At 67.9% G+C, this 26,234-nt stretch carries 19 protein-coding genes; 14 read left to right on the forward strand and 5 right to left on the reverse strand.

Translation table 11 applies throughout. The features are described from left to right. The first annotated feature begins 1 nt into the window (after position 1). The 9 genes from ACWF4Z_RS05565 to ACWF4Z_RS05605 are packed head-to-tail and all read left to right on the forward strand — an operon-like array spanning position 2 to position 10,128. Entirely contained in the window at positions 2 to 949 is a 948-nt protein-coding gene (locus ACWF4Z_RS05565; protein WP_452241736.1) for an ABC transporter substrate-binding protein, read from the forward strand. Between the two features lie 10 nt (positions 950 to 959). Beyond that, the gene (locus ACWF4Z_RS05570; RefSeq protein ID WP_452241737.1) at positions 960 to 1,916 is read left to right on the forward strand and encodes an ABC transporter substrate-binding protein; all 957 of its coding nucleotides are present in this window, start codon (positions 960 to 962) and stop codon (positions 1,914 to 1,916) included. 8 nt (positions 1,917 to 1,924) lie between these two features. After that, positions 1,925 to 2,980 (forward strand): NADPH-dependent FMN reductase, encoded by a 1,056-nt coding sequence (ssuE, locus tag ACWF4Z_RS05575; protein ID WP_452241738.1) that lies wholly within the window; start codon positions 1,925 to 1,927, stop codon positions 2,978 to 2,980. Further along, on the forward strand, positions 2,977 to 3,999 hold the full coding sequence (locus ACWF4Z_RS05580) for an LLM class flavin-dependent oxidoreductase (protein ID WP_452241739.1): 1,023 nt from the start codon (positions 2,977 to 2,979) through the stop codon (positions 3,997 to 3,999). Before ssuE ends, ACWF4Z_RS05580 begins: the two co-directional genes overlap by 4 nt. Then, positions 3,999 to 5,315, forward strand: coding sequence for an NtaA/DmoA family FMN-dependent monooxygenase (locus ACWF4Z_RS05585; RefSeq protein WP_452241740.1), 1,317 nt, complete (start codon positions 3,999 to 4,001; stop codon positions 5,313 to 5,315). Before ACWF4Z_RS05580 ends, ACWF4Z_RS05585 begins: the two co-directional genes overlap by 1 nt. Further along, complete coding sequence (locus tag ACWF4Z_RS05590; protein WP_452241741.1) at positions 5,312 to 7,210, forward strand: FAD/NAD(P)-binding protein; 1,899 nt, start codon at positions 5,312 to 5,314, stop codon at positions 7,208 to 7,210. Before ACWF4Z_RS05585 ends, ACWF4Z_RS05590 begins: the two co-directional genes overlap by 4 nt. Continuing rightward, the gene (locus tag ACWF4Z_RS05595; protein ID WP_452241742.1) at positions 7,200 to 8,309 is read left to right on the forward strand and encodes an LLM class flavin-dependent oxidoreductase; all 1,110 of its coding nucleotides are present in this window, start codon (positions 7,200 to 7,202) and stop codon (positions 8,307 to 8,309) included. The genes ACWF4Z_RS05590 and ACWF4Z_RS05595 overlap by 11 nt, the downstream gene beginning before the upstream one ends. Next, positions 8,306 to 9,085: a DUF1684 domain-containing protein gene (locus tag ACWF4Z_RS05600; RefSeq protein ID WP_452241743.1), complete on the forward strand. Its 780-nt coding sequence runs from the start codon at positions 8,306 to 8,308 to the stop codon at positions 9,083 to 9,085. The genes ACWF4Z_RS05595 and ACWF4Z_RS05600 overlap by 4 nt, the downstream gene beginning before the upstream one ends. Then, entirely contained in the window at positions 9,082 to 10,128 is a 1,047-nt protein-coding gene (locus ACWF4Z_RS05605) for an LLM class flavin-dependent oxidoreductase (protein WP_452241744.1), read from the forward strand. Before ACWF4Z_RS05600 ends, ACWF4Z_RS05605 begins: the two co-directional genes overlap by 4 nt. Here the strand turns inward: ACWF4Z_RS05605 and ACWF4Z_RS05610 are convergent. Together ACWF4Z_RS05610 and ACWF4Z_RS05615 are read right to left on the reverse strand one after the other, a co-directional pair. Continuing rightward, positions 10,125 to 11,426 carry a diguanylate cyclase gene (locus ACWF4Z_RS05610; protein WP_452241745.1) on the reverse strand — a complete coding sequence of 434 codons (1,302 nt, stop codon included), beginning with the start codon at positions 11,424 to 11,426 and terminating at the stop codon, positions 10,125 to 10,127. The genes ACWF4Z_RS05605 and ACWF4Z_RS05610 overlap by 4 nt on opposite strands. Positions 11,427 to 11,592: 166 nt before the next feature. Beyond that, entirely contained in the window at positions 11,593 to 12,819 is a 1,227-nt protein-coding gene (locus ACWF4Z_RS05615; protein ID WP_452241746.1) for an MFS transporter, read from the reverse strand. A gap of 376 nt (positions 12,820 to 13,195) precedes the next feature. Between ACWF4Z_RS05615 and ACWF4Z_RS05620 the strand changes: the two genes are divergently transcribed. Beyond that, positions 13,196 to 15,928: a carbohydrate-binding protein gene (locus tag ACWF4Z_RS05620; protein ID WP_452241747.1), complete on the forward strand. Its 2,733-nt coding sequence runs from the start codon at positions 13,196 to 13,198 to the stop codon at positions 15,926 to 15,928. Between the two features lie 289 nt (positions 15,929 to 16,217). Further along, positions 16,218 to 18,311 (forward strand): DUF222 domain-containing protein, encoded by a 2,094-nt coding sequence (locus tag ACWF4Z_RS05625; RefSeq protein WP_452241748.1) that lies wholly within the window; start codon positions 16,218 to 16,220, stop codon positions 18,309 to 18,311. A gap of 1,363 nt (positions 18,312 to 19,674) precedes the next feature. Here ACWF4Z_RS05625 and ACWF4Z_RS05630 read toward each other — a convergent pair. The 3 genes from ACWF4Z_RS05630 to ACWF4Z_RS05640 all read right to left on the reverse strand — a co-directional run bounded on the left by ACWF4Z_RS05630 (position 19,675) and on the right by ACWF4Z_RS05640 (position 22,929). Then, positions 19,675 to 21,279 (reverse strand): glycosyl hydrolase family 28-related protein, encoded by a 1,605-nt coding sequence (locus tag ACWF4Z_RS05630; protein ID WP_452241749.1) that lies wholly within the window; start codon positions 21,277 to 21,279, stop codon positions 19,675 to 19,677. A gap of 88 nt (positions 21,280 to 21,367) precedes the next feature. Next, on the reverse strand, positions 21,368 to 22,144 hold the full coding sequence (locus ACWF4Z_RS05635) for an IclR family transcriptional regulator (protein ID WP_452241750.1): 777 nt from the start codon (positions 22,142 to 22,144) through the stop codon (positions 21,368 to 21,370). Then, the gene (locus ACWF4Z_RS05640; RefSeq protein ID WP_452241751.1) at positions 22,141 to 22,929 is read right to left on the reverse strand and encodes an NAD-dependent epimerase/dehydratase family protein; all 789 of its coding nucleotides are present in this window, start codon (positions 22,927 to 22,929) and stop codon (positions 22,141 to 22,143) included. The genes ACWF4Z_RS05635 and ACWF4Z_RS05640 overlap by 4 nt, the downstream gene beginning before the upstream one ends. 169 nt (positions 22,930 to 23,098) lie before the next feature. Between ACWF4Z_RS05640 and ACWF4Z_RS05645 the strand changes: the two genes are divergently transcribed. The 3 genes from ACWF4Z_RS05645 to ACWF4Z_RS05655 are packed head-to-tail and all read left to right on the forward strand — an operon-like array spanning position 23,099 to position 26,228. Next, positions 23,099 to 24,406, forward strand: a complete 1,308-nt coding sequence (locus ACWF4Z_RS05645; protein WP_452241752.1) for an ABC transporter substrate-binding protein — start codon at positions 23,099 to 23,101, stop codon at positions 24,404 to 24,406. Positions 24,407 to 24,447: 41 nt separating this feature from the next. Continuing rightward, on the forward strand, positions 24,448 to 25,359 hold the full coding sequence (locus ACWF4Z_RS05650; RefSeq protein WP_452241753.1) for a carbohydrate ABC transporter permease: 912 nt from the start codon (positions 24,448 to 24,450) through the stop codon (positions 25,357 to 25,359). Beyond that, positions 25,356 to 26,228 (forward strand): carbohydrate ABC transporter permease, encoded by an 873-nt coding sequence (locus tag ACWF4Z_RS05655; RefSeq protein WP_452241754.1) that lies wholly within the window; start codon positions 25,356 to 25,358, stop codon positions 26,226 to 26,228. Before ACWF4Z_RS05650 ends, ACWF4Z_RS05655 begins: the two co-directional genes overlap by 4 nt. The last annotated feature ends 6 nt before the right edge of the window (positions 26,229 to 26,234 follow it).

Below are 26,234 nucleotides of genomic sequence, written 5' to 3' on the forward strand. Positions count from 1 at the left end.
GATGAAGACTCCGTTGATCATCGCCACCGCCGGCCTCCTGCTGCTGGGACTGGCCGGCTGCGGTGCCGACCCACAGGCCAGTGCCGCCACCGACACCGGTGTGAACACCTCGGCCGACCAGAATCGGGTCACGACCACGAAGAACGACGCTGCTGCGGCGCTGCTGCCGGCCAAGGTCCGCGACCGCGGCACGCTGGTCGTCGGCGAGGGCTTCGGCAGCGGCAGTGTGCCGCTCGGGTTCTACGCCGACGACAACAAGACGCCGATCGGTCTCGAGGTGGACATCGCCTATCTCCTCGCCGGGTCGCTCGGCCTGAAACCCGAGCTCGAGGTGACCAGCTGGGAGAACCTGTTCGTCGGGCTCGATTCGGCCAAGTACGACGTGGGCCTCTCGAACATCACGGTGACCGAGAAGCGCAAGGAGAAGTACGACTTCGCCACCTATCGCAAGGACGACATCGCGTTCGAGGCCAAGAAGGGCGGGACCTGGCGAGTCAGCGGCGCCAAGGACATCGCCGGCAAGACGATCGCGGTCGGCTCGGGAACCAACCAGGAGAAGATCCTGGTCGACTGGAACGAAGCGAACGTCAAGGCCGGGTTGCCGGCGGCAACGATCAAGTACTTCCAGAAGAACACCGACACCTACCTGGCGCTGAGCTCCGGCCGGATCGATGCCTACCTCGGCCCGAACCCTTCGATCGCCTACCACGTGAAGACGTCGGGCGAGACCGAGACGATCGGCAAGTTCTCCGGCGCCGGTCCGACGCTGCAGGGCCTGATCGCCGCGACCACGAAGAAGGACAGCGGCCTGGTCAAGGCCTACCAGGCGGCACTGAACGCGGTGATCGCGGACGGCAGCTACGCCAAGGTGCTGGCCCGCTGGAACGTGTCGAGCGAGGCCGTCACCACTTCCGAGATCAACCCGCCCGGCCTCCCACTGACGAGCTGAGGACCCTCTGATGACGAAACGCCTTTCGATCCTGGTTGCCGCCGTACTGCTCGGGGTGGCCGGATGCGCCGACCCGCAGACCGAAGCGGCACCGAAGACCGGTGACGCGTCGGTGGTCGCCTTCGACACCTCGGCCGATCAGCAGCACGTCACGTCGGCGAAGGTCGACAGCATCGCCGCCGAGCTGCCGGCCGCCGTCCGCGACAGCGGAAAGCTTGTCGTCGGCAACGGATCCGCCGGTGGTGGACTGCCGCCGCTGGGATTCACCGCCGACGACAACAAGACGCCGATCGGGGTGGAGATCGACATCGCCTACCTGGTGGCCAGTGTGCTCGGCCTGAAGGCCGAGATCGACACCACCAGCTGGGAGAACCTCTTCCTCGGACTGGATTCCGGCAAGTACCAGGTCGGCATCTCGAACATCGGGGTGTCGGAGCTGCGCAAGGAGAAGTACGACTTCGCGACGTACCGGCTCGGGCTGCACGCGTTCGAGGCGAAGAAGGGCTCCGGGATCAAGATCACGGGTCCGGCCGACATCTCCGGCAAGACCGTGGCGGTCGGCTCCGGAACGCTCCAGGAGGCGATCCTGGTCGACTGGAACAAGCAGAACGTCGCCGCCGGCCTGAAGCCCGCGAACCTCAAGTACTACCAGCAGGCCGCCGACACGTATCTCGCTCTGCAGTCCGGTCGGATCGACCTCTACCTCGGCCCGAACCCGACCGCGGCGTACCACGTCGCGACCCAGGGCAAGACCGAGATCGTCGGCACCGTCTCGTCCAGCTACCCGGTCCAGGGGCTGGTCGGGATCACCACGAAGAAGGACGACGGCCTGGTCAAGCCGCTCGCCGACGCGCTCAACGCGGCGATCGCCGACGGCAGCTACGCGAAGGTCCTGAAGAAGTGGGGCCTCGACGACGAGGCCGTCCCGAAGTCTCTGATCAACCCGCCCGGACTCCCGAAGAAGTAGGAGAACTCATGGCGACCATCGCAACGATCTCGAGCAGTCCCTCCATACCGTCGCGCACCGACGCGGTGCTCGACTACGTCACCAAGCGGATCATCAGCCACGGCCACGACGTCACGCCGATCGTGCTGCGCGACCTGCCTGCCGCGCCACTCGTCCGCGGGCAGGCCGACGACCCGGAGATTGCCGCCGCGGCCAAGATCCTCGAGGCCGCCGATGCGGTCGTGGTCACGACCCCGGTGTACAAGGCGGCGTACTCCGGCCTGCTGAAGGTGTTTCTCGACCTGCTCCCGCAGTACGCGCTGAAGGGCAAGACGGTGTTGCCGTTGGCAACGGGTGGTACGCCGGCGCACGTACTCGTGATCGACTACGCCCTCCGGCCGGTCCTGACCAGCCTCGGCGCGGACGCGATCGGCCAGGGCTGGTTCGTCCTGTCGTCGCACATCCAGTTGTACGACGGTGGCGGGCTGCTGCTGGATCCGGTCGCTTCGGTTCCGCTCTACCAGGTGACCGAAGCCTTCCTGGCCACGGTCGAAGGCGGTCGGCCGGCGGATAGCGTACCGGTGCAGGCGGCCACCGTCGAAGCGGTGCGGGCTCGGCCGGAAGACCCCGAAGCGGCACCGCTCCTGGCCGATCTGAAGGTCGAGTACAGCACCCGCTACGGCCGGGTCAATGCGAACACGGAGCTCACCGAGGTGCCGGCGTCCGACTTCCACGCCGAGAGCGGCGGCGCGTTCGTCCTGCTGAGGTACGGCGACCAGACCGTTGCCGGGGGCGCCATTCGCCGGTACGACGACGAGACCGCCGAGGTGAAGCGGATGTGGACCTCGCATCTGTACCGGCGGCAGGGTCTCGGCCGCCGCGTGCTGGCCGAGCTCGAGGCGGCGGCCGCCGATCTTGGCTATCGGCGGCTGTACCTGACCACGGGTCCACGCCAGCCGGAGGCCGCCGGTCTGTATCTGGCGGCCGGCTTCCAGCCGCAGTTCGACATCGAGGCGGATCTGGAGTCGATCGGTCCGCTCCCGTTCAGCAAGGACCTGCAACTCGCTTTGAAGGTGGCCTCATGAGCACGCGGCTGATCACGGCGATCGAGATCGACGGCGCGGGCGAGAACCCGAACGCGTGGCGCGGCTCCGAGGTCGATCCGGCGGAGATCCTCACCGGCGCGTTGGCCCTGCGCGCGGTGCAGCGGGCCGAGGCGGCGGGAATCGATCTTGCCACCTTCGTGGACACGCTGGAGGCGCCGGCCGACGTGCCGTCGCAGGTGAGTGTCCGGCTCGAAGCCCTCGGTCTGGCCGCGCGGATCGCGCCGGCAACGGAACGCATCGGGCTGCTGCCGACCGTTGCCGTCACCCACACCGAGCCCTTCCACGTCCAGGCGTCCGTCGCGACGCTCGACCACATTTCGTCCGGCCGGGGTGGATGGATCGCGGACGTGTCGACCTCCGCCGAGGCTGCCGCGGTGATCGGCCGGCGGGAACCGGCACCGGCCGCGGAGATCTGGCGCGAGGCCCGGTACGTCGCCGACGTCAGCAAGAGGTTGTGGGACTCGTGGGAGGACGACGCGATCATCCGGGATGCCGCCACCGGCCGCTTCATCGACCGGGACCGGATCCATTACGTCGACTTCGAGAGTCCGAACTTCAGCGTCAAGGGTCCGTCGATCGTGCCGCGGCCGCCGCAGGGTCACCCCCTCACGGCCGTGCGGGTGAGCAGCCCGGAGGCGTTGCAGGTGGCGGCCGACGCGGAGCTCGTGTTCCTGCCCGGTGTGGAAGGGCTGGCCGACCGGTTGGCCGCCGTACGTTCCGCCGGATCCGCGCGCGTGCTGGTGTCCGTGAGCGTTCGGCCGCACGTCGTTGGCGTGGAGCAGCTCGTCGACCTGATCGCGGAGTGGGCGGAGGCGGGTGTCGACGGCGTCCATCTGCGGCCCGCGTCGCTCGAGCTGGATGTGCCGGTGATCGCGGATGAACTGTTGCCGGCCCTGCGTGATTGCGGCCTGGTCGCCACCTCGGAACGCGCGGGGACGCTTCGTAGTCGGCTCGGGCTCCGGCGACCGGAGAACAGCTACGCGACGAGGAGGGCGTGATGAGTAAACAGATTCATCTGGCGGCGCACTTTCCGGGCGTGAACAACACCACGGTGTGGTCGGATCCGGACTCCGGTTCGCAGATCGACTTCGCGTCGTTCCGGCACCTGGCCGAGACCGCCGAGCGTGGGACGTTCGACTTCTTCTTCCTGGCCGAGGGGCTGCGGTTGCGGGAGGTGAAGGGGAAGATCCACGACCTCGACGTGGTGGGCCGGCCGGAGTCGTTGACGGTGCTGAGCGCGTTGGCGGCAGTCACCACTCATCTCGGGCTGGCGGGCACGGTGAACTCGACGTTCAACGAGCCGTACGAGCTGGCCAAGCGGCTGTCGACGCTGGACCACCTCTCCGGCGGTCGAGCCGCGTGGAATGTCGTCACGTCGTGGGATGCCTTCACCGGCGAGAACTTCCGCCGCGGCGGGTATCTCGACAAGGCGGACCGCTATGTCCGCGCGCAGGAGTCGCTGCGGATCGTCAAGAAGTTGTGGGACTCCTGGTCGGGCGACGAGCTCGTCCTCGACCAGGCCGAGGGGCTGTTCGCCCGCGAAGGCGCTGGGGCCTTCGCGGACGACGGCGAGCACTTCACCATCCACGGCCGGTTCGGGCTGCCGCCGTCGCCACAGGGACGGCCGGTGATCATCCAGGCCGGGGACAGCGACGAGGGCCGTGAGTTCGCCGCGTCGGGTGCGGACGTGATCTTCAGCCGGCACGGCACGTTCGAGGCCGGGCAGGCCTTCTACAAGGATGTGAAGGCGCGTCTGGCCCGGTACGGCCGTACGGACGAGTCGCTGAAGATCATGCCGGCAGTCACGGTGGTCGTTGCGGATACGGACGCCGAGGCGATCGACAAGGCGGCGTACATCCGTGAACAGCAGGTCTCCGGAGCGACGGCGCTCGTACTCGCAGAGCTCCTGTGGGGTCGCGATCTCTCGTCGTACGACCCGGACGGACCGCCGCCGGCCGAGGAGCCGGTGGTGGGGTCGACCGTGACGCAGGGGCGGGTCGGTTACAACGATCCGGGTCCGATCGTCGCCGAGTGGCGCGCGCAGGCAGCGGCGAACGGCTGGTCGCTGCGTCAGACCGTGATCAACCAGCAGAACCGGCAGACCTTCATCGGCTCGCCGGCCACGGTCGCCGAGGCGATCAACCGGCACGTGCAGGAGGATGCCGCCGACGGGTTCGTCCTCGTACCGCATCTCACTCCCGGTGGGCTGGACGACTTCGTCGACCGGGTCGTCCCGTTGCTCCGCGAGCGCGGCGTTTTCCGTTCGGAGTACTCCGGTACGACGTTGCGCTCGCATCTCGGGATCACGGTATGACCGTGGCCGAACTGCGCAGACCGTGGGAAGAACCGCCGGCAACCGTGGTCTTTGTCGGGGGCGGTCCGCGAACCGTTGGCGTGCTGGAGCGGTTCGCGGCGAGCGCTCCGGAGCTGCTGGGCGACCGACCGGTCGAGATTCATGTGGTAGATCCCTATCCGGCCGGCGGCGGGCGGATCTGGCGACGGGAACAGTCGCGGCTGCTGTGGATGAACTCGATGACGTCGGACGTCACGATCTTCACCGACGAATCGGTGGAGTGTGACGGGCCGATCGTCCCCGGTCCCGATCTGGCCACCTGGGTCGCGGGCGAGGGTGCGGTGCGGCTCGAGCGGGCCGGGCTGGAAGTCCCTGGCCCGATGGACTTTCCGCCCCGGTTGGTGCAGGCGGAGTACCTCGCCTGGGTCTGGGAGCGCGTCGTCCGCGACCTGCCCGCGACCGTCACCACCCACCTCGAGCCGGCCGTCGAACTGACCCCGGACCATCGGGTGGTTCTTGCCTCCGGCCAGGAGATCGTTGCCGACATCGTCGTCCTGGCGATCGGGTACCTCGATCGGTTGCCGACGGCATCGGAATCGGCCTGGGCCGCGCAGGCGGCCGACGCGGGTCTGACCTACATCCCGCCCGGCTACACCGCGGACGTTGACCTCGACGGCCTGTGGCCGAAGGAGAACGTGATCGTCCGCGGCTTCGGCCAGGCGTTCATCGACCTGATGGTGCTGCTGACCGAGGGTCGCGGTGGCTGGTACGACGAGTGCGAGGGCCTGCTCACCTATCACCCGTCCGGCGACGAACCGACCCTGTACGTCGGCTCCCGCCGGGGCGTCCCGTATCACGCGAAGCTCGGCTACACGGTCGCCGGCACCAAACCGGTCCCGACGCGGTACCTGACCGCGGCTGCGCTGGACGCGTTCGGGCCGGGGGTGCTCGACTTCGATCGGCAGGTGCGACCGCTGATCGACAAGGAGCTGGCGTTCGCGCACTACCAGCGGCTCTTCGCCGCCCATCCAGAACGCACCAGCTGGTCGTGGGAGCGTTTCGCCGACGTCCTGGACCGGTTCCCGGTCGACGACTCCGCGTTCGTGTCGGCGGTCGAGGCCGCCGTTCCTGATCCGGCCGATCGGTTCGTCCGTGCGGGCGTGGACCGCCCGCTGGCGGGTACGTCGTTCGCCGACCGCGACGAGCTCGAGCGGACGCTCACCGAGTTGATCGAGACGGACCTGTTGCGGCGCGCGGATCCGGCGTACTCGGCCGATCTTGCGGTGTTCAATGCGCTGCTGACCATCTACGCCGTGCTGTCGCGGGCGAGCGTCGAAGGACGATTCTCGAACGAGGACCGGGTTCGGCGGGTGGAGACCGAGTGGCACGGGTTCTTCTCGTTCGTGGCCAGTGGACCGCCGCCGCGTCGGCTGGAGGAGTTGCTGGCGCTGCATCGGGCCGGCATCGTCCGCTTCGCCGGGCCCGACCTGGAGGTTGCCATTGACAACAACAAGTTCGTTGCCCAGAGCCCTCAGGTGAACGGGCGGATCGAGGCCCGCGCGTTGGTCGAGGCCCGGCTGCCGCGTCCCGACGTACTGGCCAGCACCGATCCGCTGCTGCGTGGACTCCTGGAGTCAGGTGTCCTCGCGGCCGACGAACTGTTCGCCGCGGACGGGACGAGCCTGGGTGGCGGACAGCTCAAGGCCGACTCGGACTCGCGCGCGATCCAGGCCGACGGCACGGTCCACCCGGCCTTGTTCCTGCTCGGGCCGTCGGTCTCCGGCTCGGCCGGATCGTCCGGATTCTCCCGGCCGCACTTCAACGGTCCCGGCTTCCGCCAGAACGACGCGGTCGCGCGGACCCTGCTCGGACTTCTCGAACCCACCGTACGGAAGGAAGAACGTCATGCCAGTTGAGTTCCTGGGCATCGCCGGGACGAACCCGGCCAGCGAGGTCACACCACGACCCGGTGGCCCACTGGACCTGGAGTACACGGCCAAGCTCGCCCGTGCCCACGAGGACAACGGGTGGGACCGGATCCTGTTCGCCTACCACTCGGGCTCACCCGATCCGGCCCAGGTCGCGGCGTACGTCGCCGGGAAGACCGAGCGGATCAACCTGGTGATCGCGCATCGCCCGAACGTGGCCTATCCGACCCTGACCGCGAAGACGTTCGCGACGCTGGACCACATCAGCGGCGGCCGCTTCGAGGTGCACGTGATCACGGGCGGGTCGACCGCCGACCAGGCGGCCGAGGGTGACTTCCTGGCCAAGGACGATCGGTACGGGCGCACCCGCGAGTTCATCCAGATCCTCAAGCGGGCCTGGACCTCGGACGAGCGCTTCGACTTCGACGGTGAGCACTACAGGTTCGAGCAGTTCCTGGCCGACATCAAGCCGCTGCAGCAACCGCGGCCGCGGATCTCGTTCGGTGGCTCGTCGGCGGCGGCGTACGCGGTCGGGGCCGCGGAGGCGGACATCTTCGCGCTGTGGGGTGAGCCGCTGGCGGGGACTCGGGAGCAGCTGTCGACGATCGACAAGGCGGCCGCCGACGCCGGCCGTAGCGACCGGCCGACCATCCAGATCGCCTTTCGGCCGATCCTCGCGCCGACCGAGGACCTGGCCTGGGAGAAGGCGGAGAGCATCCTCGGCCGGATCAAGGACGTGCAGGCCGGGGGAGCAACTACGACCCGCCTGCGCTCCAAGACGCCGGAGAACGCCGGCTCGCAGCGGCTGCTGAAGGCTGTTGCGGATGGTGAGCGCCACGACCGTGCACTGTGGACCGCGCCGACCGGACTGACCGGTGGTGGCGGCAACTCGACGGCCCTCGTCGGTACGCCGGAGACCGTCGCGGCCGCGCTGCTCGACTACTACGACCTTGGGATCCGCATCTTCTCGGCGCGCGGTTACGACATCTACGACGACGCGATCGACTTCGGACGGTACGTGATCCCGTTGGTCCGCTCCGAGGTCGCGCACCGCGAGCAGAACGCCCGGAAGGACCTCGCGTCATGACTGTCGTCAGCGATCTCGACCAGGATTGGCAGACCTGGCACGCGGCCCGTGAACAGGATCTCGACACCGACTACGGCTGGTTGTCCATCGTCGCCTTCGATTGGTTGCCTACAGCACCGACCGCGATCGACGGACTGCCGGGGAAGTGGTGGGCGGACGGCGAGCGGGCCCACGTCACCGCCGACGGCGAGTTGACGCTGAGCGGTACGGCGGTGCACGGCGAGGTCTCGGCCAGCGTGCCGGAGGCCGGGCGGCTCAGCTGGCTCATGTACGGCGATCGCCTGGCCGAGCTCGTGTTGCGGGGTGGGCGGTACGCCATTCGTCAGCGCGATCCGCGGGCCTCGACGCGACGCGGGTTCGCCGGGGTTCCGACGTACCCGGTGAACGACGACTGGGTGGTGACGGGGTACTTCACGCCGTACCCGACGCCGGAGCGGGTGGAGGTGCAGACTGCACGCGACGATCTGCACCAGCACGTGACGGCGGTCGGCGCTGTTCACGTCGCGCTGGGCGGAACGGCGTACGAGTTGGTGGCGACGGCCGCGGGTGACGGCCGGTTGAGTCTGTCGTTCCACGACAAGACGAACGGGGAAGAGACCGCACCCTGGCGGACTGTGACGACAGGGGTGGTCGGTCGGGACGGATCGGTGCGGATCGACTTCAACCGGACGATCAACCTGCCGTTCGCGTTCACGGCGTACGGGACGTGCCCGGCGCCGGTGGCGGGCAACCGGCTCGGTCTGCCGGTGACCGCGGGCGAGAAGAGGGTCCGGTGAAGTTCTGTACGTACACGCTGATCGACAACTCACCGGATCCGATCAGCGGGGTGCAACTGACGTCGTACGAGCGGTTCCAGCACGTCGTACGCCAGGCGCAGTGGGCCGAGGAGCTCGGCTTCGACGGGTACGGCGTGGGCGAGCGGCACGCGCAGCGGTTCATCTCGTCGTCGCCGCCGGTGGTGCTCGCCTACATCGCGGCGGCGACCTCGCGGATCCGGCTGCTGACCACGGTGACCGTGCTGTCCCTGCTTGATCCGGTGCGGGTGGCCGAGGACTACGCGACGCTGGATCAGCTGTCCGGCGGGCGGCTCGACATCATCATCGGCAAGGGCAACGACCCGGATCAGAACGCGCTGTTCGGGTATGACCTGGACGGGCAGTGGGATCGGAACCGGGAGAAGTACGAACTGCTCCGGCGGTTGCTGCGGGAGACCGGGGTCAGCTGGTCGGGCACGTATCGTCCCGACCTGGTCGATGCGACGACGCAGCCCCGGCCGTTCCGCACGGACGGGATCCCGTTGTGGCACGGGTCGGCATCGTCGACGGAGTCCACCGAACTGGCGGCGAAGTGGGGCGATCCACTCTTCTCGGCGAACGGCTTTCACCCGCTGGAGAAGTACGCCGGGCTGATCCGGCACTATCGGGAGCGGTGGGAGGCGTACGGACGCGATCCGGCCGATGCTGTCGTCGGGGCCGGGTTCAACGGGCTGTACGTGAAGAAGAACTCGCAGGAGGCACTCGACGGCTACCGCCCGATCTTCGACGCCTTCATGGATTCACCGGGGGCCAAGCACAACAAGCTGCCCTTCACGACGCTGGAGGAGTTCCTCGAGCAGGGATCGGTGCTGGTCGGTTCGCCGGAGCAGGTGATCGACAAGTTCGGCCGCTATCACGAGGCCTTCGGGCACGAGCTTTCCGGCGTCTCGCTGGAGGTGCCGGGTCTGCCCGACGACGAAAGCCGCGCGTCCGTGGAGACCTTCGTCACGGAGGTGATGCCGGTCCTGCGGACGTCGTACCCGAGCCGCGTCTGGCCCGCCTAGTCTTCGGTCGGTGCGGTGACTACGCAGTTCCGGCCCTTGTCCTTGGCGTGGTACATCGCCAGGTCGGCGGCCATCTGCAGCTGGTCGAGGCTGGCGCCCGATTCCGGGTACGTCGCGGTGCCGATCGAGCACGTGATGGTGTCGCACAGCTCGGACCCGGTGGCGGTCGTGATGGTGACGGCGAGGTTCGCGATCCGGCGACGGATCCGCTCGGCGGCCAGGGCGGTGTCGATCGCGGACGTCTGCGGTAGCAGGATCGCGAACTCCTCACCACCGAGGCGTCCGACCAGGTCGTTGCCGCGGACTTCGTGACGCAGCTCGTCGGCGACGGCCTTGAGGACCTGGTCCCCGGCCCGGTGGCCGTGGGTGTCGTTGATGGTCTTGAAGTGGTCGAGGTCGAGATAGAGCACGCCGAGTGACGAGTTGGTGCGTTCGGCGCCGGCGAACTCACGGCCGGCGATCTCGTGCCAGAACGCGGGGTTGGCCAGCCCGGTGTTCGGATCGGTGCGCGATGCGGCCTGGAACTGGCTGACCAACAGAGCGCGGTGCAGCCCGAGGATGGTCAGGAGCAGCACGGCCACGGTCCAGGGCTGGCTGAGCAGCAGCGCCGCGGTCGCGATCCCGAGCCCGAGCGAGCCGGCCACGATCAGCTGGTCCGACGGGCGGCCGAGCGCGTTGCGGCCGGGTGAGTCGGGGTTCGACATCATGATCGCGCCCGCGACCAGGGTGTAGTTCACGAACCAGTACGCCAGGCCGGCCGCGACCACCGCGACGAGCCCGAGCGCCCCCGAGGGATAGCCGGGGTAGACGCCGGGCCGGATCGTGGCCATCACCACGGCCCCTGCCGCGCCGGCCAGGATCAGCGTGCCGGCGGTGAAGATCGAGCGGTACGGCGGAACCCGCCGAATCCGGAGCCAGGAGTGGGCGTAGGTGCTGACGATCAGCAGGGCCGCCAGCGGCGGCGGCAGGATCAGGACCCCGGCGAAGGTCCACATGCCCTTCAGGTTGGTGTACGGGGTGCCTTCGGCGCCGACCTTGCGCAGCCGCTCGATGTCGCGGGCGGCCTCGAGGTGGATCGCCGATCCGGCGGCCAGCACGAGGAGCCAGATCCAGTCACTCCCTGTCACCGTCACCAGGCCGAACGACCCGGCGATCACAGCGACGGTGAGGATGTCGACGGCCAGGACATAGCCCAGGACGCTTCTGGGCACCGTCCAGAGAGCCCATCTGGTCGGAACCCACGCCGCGTCGTTACGCCGTCGTGCGCGACGCTGCGCCAGCCGATGCCGGATACTCAAGATCAAGACCCCCGCCTCACAGTCGGTCCTTGTCAAAGAGTAGCCGTGATGTTCACGCAATGTCAGCGTTTGTCACGGCCTCGCTCTCATACATCGCAGCGCAGACCCCGAAGGCGCCAGATCCGCGGGAGGAGGCCACCGCCATGAACAACGACTGGTGATCCGATCAGGCGGGTTGCCGCGTGGCTCCGACGTACCCGGACGCCGCGCCCATCGCCGCCAGCACGCCGAGCACACCGGCCGCCGCCACGACCAGGGCAGGCGACCATCGATCCGCCGCCGCTCCCGCGGCCAACACTCCTATCCCCTGAGAGACAATGAGCGCAGTGCGCGCCAGACCGAAGGCCTGGCCGCGCTGCGCATCAGGAACGTTCAGTACGAACGCCGCGTTCGCTGCCAGTTGGTACGACGCGCACAGGCCCGAAACCGCCCATAACGCGGCCGTCACCCACAGCCCGGGCCGCGCGACGCAAGCAATCAGCGGCACGCATGACCCGATCGCCAACAGACCCATCAGGCTCAGGCGCCGGGTCGGAGCGGCCCGGGCCAGCAGCAGCATCCCGACCATCTGTCCGGCCGGGTTGGCCGCCAGCAAGATCCCGACGGCGGCCGGACCGGCACCGATGGACGCCGCGTACGGTGCCGCGAGTCCTTCGACCGTGACGTAGAAGCCCGCTATGCAGGCGAGTGCGACGAGGTACCGCAGCTGCCGATTACTCCAGACCAGCCGGCCTCCCGCCGACAGCGATGCCCACCAGCCCGGCCGGGGTCCAGTTGCCGATGGCAACGGATACTCGCGGACACCGACCCGCAGCAAGATCGCGGACAGGGCGAAGGTGACGGCGTCGATGAGCAGGGCGTTGCCGGAGCCGAAGGCCGCGACCAAGGTGCCGCCGGTGACAAAACCCACCAGCTGGGCCGCCTGCGCCGTGATGTTCGTCACCGAGCTGCCCAGGACGAACTTGTCCCCGGTCAGGACCGACGGCATCAACGCGGACCGCGCGGACTGGAACGGTGAGGCGAGCAGCTGCACCGCGATGAGCAGAACGCACAGGACCCACAGTGGCGCATGGGGGATCGCCATCGCGGCCACCAACCCCGCGCGGGCGACATCGCAACTGACCATGACTCGGCGGCGCGGGTACCGATCGGCCAGCCCGGACAGCAGCGGTCCGCCGGCGATGTCGGGCAGGAACGTCAGTGCGTATGTCAACGCGGACAACCCGGCCGAGCCGGTCCGGTCGAAGACCAGGATCGACAGCGCGACCCTGGCGAGTTGGTCCCCGGCCACCGATCCGAGCTGCGCGAGCCACAACCACCGGAACTCGGCTACGGCGAACACTTCGCTGTAGCGGGCAGGTTGTTGTTCACGTGCATCGGCGGGGCGAGCCATACCTATCAACGTACCCAGCTATCCAACGCGGCGTCGCACCGGTGCGCGCGCCTCGACGGAGCCTCGTCTTCGGGCAGCGCCCGGTGCTCGATCGAGCGTCGTACGGCGGCATCGGCTCGGGGCGCGCTGGCGTCCGCTTCATGGAGCAGACGGAGGGCCGGCGTCCTGGCCAACCTGCCGGGCCCGGTGGTGATGGCCGCCGGGTTCGGACGGGCGTGCACTGACTCTTGACGCCTGGATGACATTCGCGTTTCATCCTCCTACGGTGTCATCGCAAGTTTTCGATGTTTCGCAGCAAGTTTCTGACACCGTGGCGCACGCAGTCGCCCCCCTCGGGACGCCCACTCCCGACCCTGCGTGGCCAGAGAGGAAGACCATGCGTTCCATCCCGCCCCGTCGACTCGCCGCCACCCTCCTGGCCGTCGTCCCGCTTGCCGCCGTGCTCGTCGCGCCCGCGGCCGAGGCCGCGACCACCGCCGTCACCGGCGCGACGGTGCCGTTCACCAGTTACGAAGCCGAGGCCGGCACGCTCGGCGGCGGCGCCACCGCGGTGTCGCTGACCGCCGCGCCGACGACGCAGTTCTCCAGTCCTGCGCTGGAGGCGTCCGGGCACGCCTACGCCCATCTCGCCGGCACCGGGCAGAGCGTGCAGTGGACCAACAACACCGGCGGGCCGGTCAGCGCGATCACGGTCCGGGTGAGCATCCCGGACACCAGTAGCGGCGGTGGTCAGACCAGCACGCTGAACCTGTACATCGACGGCGGGCTGCGTCAGGCGCTCAACGTCAACTCGAAGCAGACGTGGTTGTACGAGGGCAACAACAACTACAACGGCAACAGCCAGAATCCGTCCGACGGCAACCCGCGGGTGTTCTTCGACGAGACGCATACGTTCGTCACCGGTACGCCGATCGCCGCCGGCGGCACCATCATGCTGCGCAAGGACGCCGCCAACTCGGCCGCCTTCTACGACGTGGACGTCGTCGACGTGGAGAACCCGCCCGCGGCCCTGTCCCAGCCCGCCAACTCGATCTCGATCACCGACTGCGGCGCGGTCGCCGACAACACGCCGACCAACGGCGCGGCCGACGCAGCGTCCGTCGACAGCCGGGCCGCCATCCAGAACTGCATCAACCAGGCGCAGTCGCAGGCCAAGATCTTGTGGATCCCGGCCGGCACCTTCTACGTCAAGGGCACGCAAGGCCTGCAGGCACAGGGCATCACGATCGCGGGTGCGGGCGCCTGGCGCAGCACGATCTACCGCGACGTCCCGCTACCGAACAGCACTCCGCTGCCCGCGTTGTGGGGCCTGACCTCGACCACGATCCAGAACCTGCACGTCGACTCCAACGCGACCAGCCGCGCCACGGTCGACGGTGCCGGCGGCTCGATGGACGTCACCGGGACGAACTGGGTGGCCGACGGGATCTGGACCCAGCACACGCTGTCCGGCTTCTGGGCCTCCGGCACCGGCGGCACGATCCGCAACAACCGCCTCACCACGATCTGGGCCGACGGCGCCAACATCAACAACGTGTCGATGGGCAACTCCGTCGGCAACAACCTGACCATCACCAACAACTTCGTCCGCGGCACCGGTGACGACGCCCTGGCGATCAACTCGGTGAACTACAACGACATCGACGGCACACGGGTCTACTACACGCCGATGGCGAACGCAGTGGTCACGAACAATACGTCGATCGCTCCCTGGGGTGGCAAAGGCGTCGGCGTGTACGGCGGCAGCGGTCACCGGATCGAGAACAACTACGTTTCCGACACCGCCCGCTACATCGGCCTGGGGCTAGGACGATTCGGTGTCAACGGCAACGATCTGCTGTCGGCGACTGCCACCGGCAACACCGTCGTACGGTCCGGCGGAAATGCTTACAGCCAAGGGCAACCGGCGTTCCACATCGGGAACGGTGGCGACGGGCAGAACGTCGGCGTGGTCGACCATGTGACCGCGAGCAACAACACCATCGTCAATTCGCTGTACGACGGAATCGCCTTCTCGACGTCGACCAACACCCTGCTGCAGAACAACACGGTCACCTCGCCGTGGCGCAACGGCGTCGTCATCTCGCCGGCGTTCTACCCCGCACCCTCGGGGTCCGCGACGATCACCGGCAATACGGTGACCGGTGGTGGTTCGCCGTACATCAACAACTCGAGCGGGTTCACCGCGTCGCTCAGCGGCAACAGTTGGCAGACGGGCGGTACCACCGAAGGGCCGTTCGGTGGCACGCCTGCTGCGGTTCCTGGCACTGTGCAGGCGGAGAACTACAACACCGGCGGGCAGGGCGTCGCGTACAGCGTGAGCTCGGTCAACGGCAACGCGAACGGCTATCGCGCCGACGGTGTCAACCTGGAAGCCACGTCGGATACTGGCGGCGGGTACAACCTGGGTTGGACCGATAGCGGGCAGTGGTTCCACTACACCGTCAATGTCGCCACCGCGGGGACGTACAGCCTGGGGTTGCGGGTCGCGGCGCCGAGTGCCGTGACCAACGCGCTCCATGTGGCCAGCGCATCGGGCGCCAACCTCAGTGGCAGCGTCAGCCTCCCCGCGACCGGCGGCTGGCAGACCTGGGCGACCGCAACCGCCCAGGTGACCCTGCCCGCGGGCGTGCAGACCCTGACGGTCTACCAGGACAACGGTGGCTGGAACCTCAACAGCCTCCAGTTCACCAGTGGGTCGACGGCACCCGCCAACCTGGCAGCAGGCAAGCCCACCAGCGAGTCGTCGCACAACCAGAGCTACGCATCGGGCAACGTGACCGACGGCAACCAGTCGTCGTACTGGGAGAGCACGAACAACGCCTTCCCGCAGTGGGCCCAGGTCGATCTCGGCTCCGCCCAGTCCGCGAGCCGCGTCGTCCTGCAGTTGCCCGCTTCCTGGGGAGCCCGCGACCAAACCTTGTCCCTCCTCGGCTCCACCGACGGCAACACCTTCACCACGATCAAGGCCGCCGCGACCTACACCTTCGCGCCGACGGTGACCCTGACCTTCCCCGCCACCACCCAGCGGTACTGGCGGGTGACCATCACCGCCAACACCGGCTGGCCGGCCGCACAGTTGTCCGAATTCCAACTCTGGACCCAGTAGTCAACGAACGCTCTTGATCGGAAGCGACCGCTCCGAGAACGGCGGCTACTACTGCTCCGACGTACAGAGCGAAGTAGTCCGGTCCGCTGCGGCCGACGGAAAACACTCGCGACACAGGACCCTTCGTCGTACGGCGGTTTGGGTGCCCAAGGCAACAGTATCCACGCGCACTACACGGTTCAGCACCTCTTGGCCGGACTGTTCTGGGATCTGTGGATAACTATTTCCCTTGAAAACAAGGGGATTCCGGCTTTGGAAACTGTCGGTGGATGTGTCTAGAGTTGTCGGTATGGAGCTTCTCGGGCAACGGCCGGTGTGGTCGATGGACGGCAGCCAAACGCTGGCCACCATCGACTCCACCGACGCGCTGCTCGCCCAGCTCAAGACCTACCGCCTCCACCTCATCGCCCACTTGGACCAGCTCGGCCACGCCGAAGACGCCGGCGCCCGCGACACCGCCGAGCTCCTCGCGCTGCGCTACCGCATCGACCGCGCCCAAGCCCTCCACCAGGTCCGCCTCGCCCGCACCCTGCCCAAATACGCCGCCGTCACCGACGCACTGCCCGATCCCGCCACTCCCGTCCCGGCCCCCGACGGCACCGATGAGACTCTCCCGCCGGAGGTTCTGCTGCGCCCCGACCAGGCCGACGTCATCGTCAACGCGCTCGAGAAGGTCCCGGACACGGTCCCGGTGGAGGATCTGCGGGTCGCGGAGGAACAACTCGTCGGCCTCGCCCGGAAGTGCTTGCCGAACGAACTCCGCCGAGCTGCCGCCATGGTGCGTGACCTGCTCGATCCCGACGGCCCCGAGCCCGACGAAGATATGGCCTACGCGCGCGAACGCCTGAAGCTCACCATCGATGACCGCGGTGTGAAGTTCAGCGGCTACCTGGCCAACGACAACGCCGAACGCCTCTGCGCCGGCATCAACACCGGCGCCCGCCCCCACCGCACCCTGGACGGCGAACTCGACCCGCGCTCCCGAGAAAAGCGCCAAGCCGACGCCCTCTCCCTCCTCCTGTCCATCGCCACCGCAGCCACCGACGCCGCAGCCGTCCACACCACCAACCCCCAACCCACACCCGCCGAGACCCCGCCGGCTCAGGCGTCTCCGAGCGCGGGCGACACCGGGACGGCGACGACTCCGGCAGGTCCGAGCACAACCGACACCCAACCCGCCAGCAATGCGGCGGCCACCGCAGGCACCACCCCCGAGCGCGATGACACACCCGCCGGCGGTATGACGCCCACCGGCGGTGTGACCATCGCCGACGGCATGACGACCGGGACCACAGCGGCTCGTGGGGCAACCACCCCAGAAGAAGAGACTCCCGAAGTAGCGACCCCGGACGAGGCGGCGGCCGCGACCGGGCTCGGTGCGCCGTGCGGTGTAAGCGTGGCTGACAGTTGGGTGCCGGGGTTCGGTGCGAAGGCGAACCTGGTCGTCACCATCGACTGGCAAGACCTCCAAGCAGCAACAGCCAACGCGATCGGTGACACCGTCTACACCGGCGCCCTGTCCGCGGAAACAATCCGCCGCCTGGCCTGCGACGCCAAAGTCATCCCACTCGTCCTCGGCTCGAACTCCGAACCACTAGACGTCGGCCGGTCCGAACGGCTCGTCACCCGAGCGATGCGGCGCGCCCTGAACGCCCGCGACAAAGGCTGCGTGGTCTGCGGAGCACCACCGGTCATGTGCGACGCCCACCACCTGCAGTCCTGGATCCACGGCGGCATCACCGCCGTCAGCAACCTCGCGCTCTTATGCAGAATCCATCACCGCGACCTCCACGCCGGCAAATGGGTCATCACCATCACCAACGGCGTCGTCCACGTCAACCGCCCCTCCTGGGCCGACCCACCCTCGCGCCCACGAACCAGACCCACCCCCAACAGCGGCCTCAGGGCGACCCCAGCGAGCCCGAACGACGACCGTGGCGAACACTCCCAGCCCGGTGAATCCGCTGAGCCCGGTCAGTCGGGCGTCCGCGGTGAAGGTGACGAGCCCGGCGAGCCCGGCGAGCCCGGTGAGCCCGGTGAGCGCGCTGAGGGCGGCGGGCTTGGTGGGTGCGGCGGGGACGCGGAGTTGTCGGAGGCGGAGGTTCGTGCAGCAGAGGTTCGTGCGATCTGGGGTGAAGACCCATCCCCTGAACCGCGATCCCGCAGCACGCTCTCCGTCGCAACCGGCGAGGGCGGCGGATCTGGTGGGTGCGCTGAGGACGCGGCGTTGTCGGAAGCCGAGGTACGCGCGGCGACCATGCGTGCCATCTGGGGTGAAGACCCACCTCCCGAACCGCCACCCCGCAGCACCCAGCCAGACCGAACCGGCCAGGACTTCAACCCCTGGGCCGACACCGACCCCACCCCGGCCACAACCCGCTGACCGATGGTGGGGCGGCTTCGGTCACGACCCGCTGACCGATGCCGACCCGACCCCGGTCACGACCCGCTGACCGATGCCGACCCGACCCCGGTCACGACCCGCTGACCGATGCCGACCCGACCCCGGTCACGACCCGCTGACCGATGGTGGGGCGGCTTTGGCGGCGGGCTGCTGGCCGCGAACATCGACGTTTCACGCTGATGCCGATTGCAGCACCGGTCCTGGCGCAGCCTGCAGCCTGCAGTCGGTGTGCCGTTTCGGGGTTGGGGTGGGAGGGGGCGTTTGCTGCTGTCTGTGGTGGGCGGTCGCTGTCTGCGGTGCACTGCCCGATGCTGGTTTGGAGGTGGGCGCCGTCCGCTGACCGATGTGGCCCCGATCCTTGCCGCAGTCCGCAGTCCGCAGTCCGCAGTCCGCAGTCCGCAGCCCGACTCTGACTCCGCAGCTTGACCGTTGCAACCGTGGCGCGGATGTCACGACGAACAGGAATTCGGTTGCCGGTGGCATCAGTTTGTTCGGGGTGGTCGGAGGGCGGTTGCGTTGAGGGGGGCGAGGAGATGTGGCCGGTGTGCGCCAGTTTGGTCGCCCTCGCCACCGCGCGGTCACCACGGCGAACGGGTGCTCGGTCACTTGCGGGACCAGCTCGTCAGCCACAGACCAGCTCAGCCCGCAGGGCTAGTCAGCCGCATGCGGCTGAGAACCTCGGGAGGCGGCGGTACGGGCGGTGAGGTGCGCGGTAATTGGTCGCCGCTGCGCCCGTTGACTGGGCCGCGTGGTTACTCGGTCTTGTGGTTGGGGTGGTGGTTCGGTGAGTGGGTCGCGTGTGTGTTTGCTGTGGTGCACGGGCCGTGGTCACTGTGGTGCACGGGCCGTGGTCACTGTGGTGCACGGGCCGTGGTCACTGTGGTGCACGGGCCGTGGTCACTGTGGTGCACGGGCCGTCGTTGCCGGCGGTGAGCTGCTGTTGGGCGGTGTTGGTGTGGGTGGTGGTTGGTCGCGGTGGCACTCGTGTTGTCTGGCGGGCGGCGGGCGGCGGGCGGCGGGCGGCGGCTAGCGGGCGACGGATGACCGGGGTGTTGGTGACGGAGTGACGGGTGGTCGAGTTGGAGGGGACGGGTGACGGGGTAGCGGCGTGACGGGTCGCGTCAGGTGGGCATTTGCTGGCTGGGGGTGGTAGGTGGTGGGTGGTGATGCGGTGGAGAGGGTGCCTGTGAGGCCTGGGGTGTGGGTTGAGGTTGTGATCGGGTGGTGTGCCTGGGTGGCGCTGGGGTAGCTGCTGTGTGTGGTGTGGGGCTCCTGCTGGACTCTTGCGTGAATCTTGCCGGGCACCCGGCGAGTTTCATCTCTTCGGGTGCCCGGCTTGGTGTTACTGGGGTTCGGGGTCTTGCTTGGGGAGGATGGTGATGTTGCTGTAGTTGGCTCGGTCGAGGATGTTCATGGCGGTGAGGGTGGTTGCGGGGGTGGTTGCGCCGGGCATCAGGATGTTGTTGAAGCGGACGGCGGTGATGGTTGAGGTGGAGTCGAAGCCTTTCAGGACTGCGTTTGTGGTGCCTTTGTCTCGGACGGTGATGTTCTTGACGTCTACGTCTCGGACTGGGCCGACGCCCTGGTTGCGGTTTTCGATGATGAAGCGGAGCCAGGTTCGGTCGTCGACGAGTTTCACGCCGATGCGTTCTATGTCGATGTTTTCGAAGTGGACTCCGGAGACGGTCGCTGCGCCGTAGCGGTGGTGGATGCCCAGGCCAATTGCGGCGTCGTACACGACCCCGTTGCGGAAGGTGACGTTGGTTTGGGGTTGGAGGGTGCCCTGGCCGACCTTGAACGCGTAGCAGCGGGTCCAGGAGATCAGGTCGTCGAAGACCACGTCGTCGAGGGGTTCGGGCTGACCCGGCCACGGCTTGGCGATGTCGGTGTCGGCCTGCCAGGTCTTGGTCGACCACGGGTCGTCGAGGCTGATACCGATGCCGTGGCGTACGACGACGTGCTGCGACTCGTTGATGTCGAGGGCGTCGTTCTCGCCCATGTCGAGGCGGTTGAAGACCTTGACGTTGGTGAAGCTCAGGTGATCCGAGCGGGCCGCGACGATCGCCCAGGCGCCGGACTCACGCACGATCAGGCCGTCGAAGCGGAAGTCGGTCGTTGCGATCGGCACCACGACGTTCGCGGCGAAGTTGTACGTGCTGATCGCCTCGGAGCCGTTGCTGTCCAGGGTGCCGCGGCCGTAGATCCGGATGTGCGCCGAGCCGAACGCGGTCGTGATCCACCAGGTGAGATCCCGGTTCTGCGAGTCCTTGTGCCAGTTCTTCGTGTAGTCGGCCGGGTTGCCGGTGAAGCGGAAGACCGCGCCGGGCTCGAGATACAGCGAGACGTTGCTCTTCAGTACGACGTTGCCGACCTTGTAGACGCCCGCCGGCACATACACGGTCCCGCCGCCCGCGGCGGTCGCGTCGTCCACCGCCCGCTGCACCGCGGCCGTCGACAAGGACGAGTTGGTCGGATCGGCGCCGTAGGCAACGACATTGTGGATCCGCGGACCCGATGACGCCGGGCGATCCGTCTCGGCCGGGTCCGCCGCGATCACCAGATCCGGGCGGCCGTCCAGCTTGACGATCAGGTATTCGTCGGAGGGGATCGTGAAGGTCAGCGTCGAGCCGCTGACGCTGCCCTGTAGGCCGAGCTTGCGCGGCGAGATCGTGTAGGCACCGATGGCGGTGTTGTTCAGCTTGCGCACCGAGATCGTGGCCGAGCCGCCACCCATCGAGAAGTGCGCGTAGTCGTAGCTCGGGTAGTCGACCACGTCGATCTTCTTGCCGTTGACGGTCAACTCGTAGTCGGGGGAGCGCTGGTAGATCGACGGCTGTGCGTACGAGTCGATCCGGGCGGCCGCGGCGTGTGCGGGAGCGGACGGCACGAGACCTCCCACGGCGATCAGAACCGGTATCAGGGCAGCACGAACCAAGCCTTGCAGCATGACGGAATCCCTTCCGGGCGGTGAGACAGGGCGGTGAGATAGGGCGGCGGGACTGGGCGGCGGGACTAACGGACGAGGGGCGGGGGGACTAGCGGATACCTTCCGAGCGGAGGGTGACCGCGAGGTGCTGGACCTGGTCGCGAATGATGCGGGCGACCCGGGAGATCTCTCTGTCGGTGTAGCGGGGAAGCGGGATCGAGCAGCTGATCGCGTCCGTGGCAGGGATGCGGTACGGGACCGGTACGGCGATGCAGCCCAGCCCGAGCGTGTTCTGCTCACGCTCGATCGAGTAGCCGCGTTGCCGGGTTTGCTCCAGCTCCTCCGTCAGCGCCGCATGAGTGGCGACGGTGTTGACGGTCAAGGTGGGCAGGGGATCCGATGGCAACTCGAGAGAGACCTCGGTGGTGGTCAACTCGGCGAGCAGCGCTTTGCCCAGCGCGGTCGCATGCGCGGGCAGTTGCCGGCCGACCCGGCTGGTGGCGCGATGTGGTTCGCGCGACTCGCGGGTCGCCAGATAGATCACGCTCGCACCTTCGAGTCGCGCGTAGTGAGCGGTGTAGCCGGTGTGCTCGCGGATCAGCTCGAGGGTGTGGATCGCGTGTGGCAGCGCCGGATCCCGGTCGAGGTACGCCGTACCGACGAGCAGCGCCCGTGACCCTATTCCGACCATGGCACCTTCGTTCGTGGACTCGATCCAGCCCATCGCGATCATCGTGTGCAGCAATTGGTGCAGGCTCGACCGGGGATAGCCGGTCTCCTTGTGCAGCTGGGTGACCGACATCGGCCCGCGGGCATCCCCGAGCACCTCGAGGATGCGCAGACTGCGCTCGGCCGACTTGACCAGCCGGGTCTCGGCGGTGGTCACCAGGTGCCTCCCAGGGGGTGCTCGGCGTCGATGAAAACGCCCGCCAGCAACGTGGACGGATCTGTGCGTACGTCGGTATCCGGGCCGATGTGGCTCTCGGCATCATCCTGCGGAGAGAACCCGATCGCCTTGCCGGCCTCGAGCGAGAACCACCCGCGCGTGTTGTCCGACACGGCCCACACCAGATGATGCCCCGGCTGGTCGAGGACGGCCACCGCCTCGATCAGCCGGACCAGGTCGTCCGGTGACACCCACGTCGACAGCGTCCGTCCGTCGGTTCCGATCGTCTCGGCGACGGTGCAGATCCGGGCGGAGACCACGGTCAGGCCGCAGCGATCGGCGTACAGGCTGCCGAGTGCTTCGAGGGTCACCTTGCTGACGCCGTAGTACGTGTCGGGCCGGGGCTGGAGCACGGGCGAGTCGGCTGCGCGTGCGGCCGGGACGTAGCCGGTCGCGTGCAGCGAGCTGCCCAGCAGGATTCGTCGTACGCCGGCTCGGTGCGCTGCTTCGAGGACGACGTATCCGCCCTGGATGTTGGTCTCGAGGATCTGCTGCCACGGACGTTCGCTGCGGTAGCCGCCGAGATGGACGACCAGCTCCGCGCCCCGGAAGGCCTCGGTCATCGTGTCGAGCTCGGTGACCGACGCCTGCACGAACTCCTCACCGGCCGCGAGCCCGTCGATCGCGGCGATGTCGACCAGCCGCAGCGTGTGGCCTGCGCGGAGCAGCCGCGGGCGGATCAGACCGCCGACGAAGCCGGCCGCTCCGGTGATCACGACGAGCACTGTCCCTGCCTTCCTGGTGGCCGGATCAGGACACCCACGTGTTTCGATGCGTTGACAGATACGTGAACAAGCTAATACGTTTCAAAACGTTCCGCCAGTGTGTAGAGCATTCACATACGTGAATGGACAGTGCGTCGAAGGGATGGGACTGAGCATGAGGATTTCGCCGGTGACGAGGGCCGTGGCCGCTCTGTCCGCGCTGGTCCTGGTCGGCTCGGTGAGCGCCTGCGGGGGCGGCCGCGACGAGAGCTCGGACAGCAGCAAACCGCTGGAGGTCTGGTCGCGCAGCGCGCCCGACCCGGCGAAGACGTACGACGCGATCATGGCCGCGTTCACCCAGAAGACCGGCATCAAGGTCGACTACAAGGGCGTGATCGAGTTCGACACGCAACTGCAGGCGCGGGCCTCGTCGAAGGATCTCCCGGACGTCTGGATCAACGATGCCGGGCTGCTCGGCTCGTACCAGTCGCAGGGGTACGTCACCAAGATCGAGAAGTCCGACATCGCCGGCAGCGATCAGATCCCGGACAAGACCTGGGAGCAGAACCAGGGCCTCGACGGCTCGATCTACGGCGTCCCGTACTCGCGGCAGTCGTTCGTGACGCTGGTCCGGTCGGACTGGCGCAAGAAGCTCGGTCTGCCGGTGCCGAAGACGTGGGACGAGCTCGCCGCGCTGGCGAACGCGTTCGCGACCAAGGACCCGGACGGCGACGGCAAGGCCGACACGTACGGCATGGTGGTGCCCGGTTCGAGCAAGAAGGGCTACATCGGCTGGTGGGCGTCGTCGTACATCTGGCAGGCCGGTGGCGACATCATCGAGAAGACCGGCGACGGTAAGTACAAGTCGGTAATCAACTCGCCGCAGACCAAGACCGCGCTGGAGTGGATCCGCACCCAGTTCTGTACGCCGGGCAACGTCGTCCCCGGCTCACTGAACCTCACCACTTCCGATACGCCGTTCTTCGGCCAGGGCACCGCGGGTATCTACCTGACCGGGCCGTACACGATGAGCGGATACGACCAGGCGCCCGGTAAGGCGAAGTACGAGGTCATCCCGATGCCGAAGGGTCCGGTCGGTACGACGACGCTGGCCGAGGGCGAGAACATCTACTTCGGCGCCGGCTCGAAGAAGACCGCTGAGCAGAAGGCACTCGCCGAGTTCCTGATCTCGCCGGAGGCCCAGAAGATCGGCATGGCCGCGGGGACGACGAACCAGCCCGTCGTCCGGCTTCCGGTGAACAAGACCCTCGAAGCCGGTGCCGTTCGCAACGATCCGCGCTGGACGCTGGTCCAGGACGAGTACAACGCCAACTCGAAGGCGTTCGTCTGGGCGATCAACTTCCAGCCGGTCCGGCAGGCGCTGGGCGAGGGGATCAACAAGATGATGTCGAGCTGCAGCAGCGATCTGGATGCGGGCCTGACGTCGCTCGACCAGGCGATCTCGGCCGAACTCAAGTCGCAGGGGCTCGCCGAGTGACCTCGACCCCCACCCCGCTACGGGACCGGCCCCGGCAGGCTGTGAGGCCACGGCCTGCCGGGCCGGACCGCCGTCGGCCCGCGCTGCTGCGAGGCTCGTCGTGGCTGCCGTGGCTGTTCCTCGCGCCGGCGTTGCTGTTCGCAACGATGTTCAAGTTCTTCCCGATGGTCGAGGGCATCCGGATGAGCCTGTTCAAGGTGCAGCCGTTCCTCGGTGACCAATGGGTGGGCCTGCAGAACTACGTCACCGTCCTCACCGACCAGCGCTTCCTCGACGCCCTCGGTCACACCGTGGTCCTGGGCGTCGGCCAGACGGTCGGCGCGCTCGTGGTCGGCTCCGGGCTCGCGCTCCTGCTCGAGGGCCAGGCCCGGTCTCTGTGGGTACTGCGGACCGCGGTGTTCCTGCCCGTGGTCACTGCCGTCGCGGTGATCGGTGAGGTCTGGCGGATCCTGTACTTCCCGACCAGCACCGGCTTCATCAACGAGATCCTCGGCACGTTCGGCATCGGGCCGTTCGGCTACCTGAGTGATCCGCACTCCTCGTTGGGGTCGGTGATGGCCGTCGGCATCTGGGCCGGTGCGCCGTACGACATGGTGATCATCCTGGCCGGACTGGCCGGGATCGACCGCAGCCTGTACGAGGCGGCCGCGGTGGACGGGGTCAATCGCAGACAGCGGTTGCGCTACATCGTGCTGCCCGGGTTGCGGCCGGCGCTGACCGTCGTACTGACGTTGGCCGCGATCAGAGGCCTGCGGATCTTCACCGAGGTCTATGTGCTGACCGGCGGTGGACCGGCCGGATCGACCGAGGTCTGGATGACCCGGGTCTACTCGCTCGGGTTCGAGCGCAACGATCTCGGCGTCGCCTCGGCCGCATCGATGCTGCTGCTGTTCGTGACCATGATCCTCACCATCGGCGTGCGCCTGGTGACCAGGAGCCGGGAGGCCCGATGAGCAACCAGAGCACGCGGTTCGACACGGCACTGGGCTGGTCGCCGCGGTTCGGCCCCGGCCTCGTCGTACGGATCGCGTTGTGCGCGGTGGTGCTGTTCGTGTTCGCCGCGCCGTTCGTGACGATCATCTCCGGTGCGTTCAACGAGACGACCGATTCCACTCAGGTCAGTCTTTACCCGTCGCACCCGACCCTGCTCGGCTTCAAGATCGCCGCGGAGAAAGGGATCTGGGGGTACTTCGCCAACTCGCTGGTGATCGTAGGTGGTGGACTGCTGCTCCAGGTGACGTTGTCGGTGCTCGCGGCGTACGCGCTGGCACGGCTGCGATTCCGGGGTCAGCTGGTCGTGATGATGCTGTTCCTGCTGACGATGATGCTGCCGGAGGAGGTGATCGCGATCCCGCTCGCGCAGGTGCTCGCGGACCTGCCGGTGTTCGGTATCAGCCTGAAGGGCAGCGTGTTCGGCGTGATCCTGCCGGTGGCGATCTGGGGGTTCTCCATCCTGGTGATGGCGGAGTTCATGAAGGAGATCCCGAAGGAGATCGAGGAGGCGGCCCGGATCGACGGGGTCGGCGACATCCGGATGCTCTGGACGATCGTCCTGCCGCTGTGCAAGCCGGTGCTCGGAGTGATCACGATCTTCGGGTTCATGATGATCTGGAACCAGTACCTGCTGCCGCTGATCGCCGCGAACGAGCCCGGCGACTACACGCTGACGGTGGCGCTCGCGTTCCTGCGGTCGGACGCCGATGTCGGGCCCGGCGTATTGCTGGCCGGCGCGTTGATCGCCCTGCTGCCGAGCCTGATCGTCTATCTCCTCATGCAGAAGTCGATGATCCGCGGTATCACCTCCGGCGCGATGAAGGGCTGAACCTCC

It is taken from the genome of Kribbella sp. NPDC055071 (genome assembly GCF_053608045.1).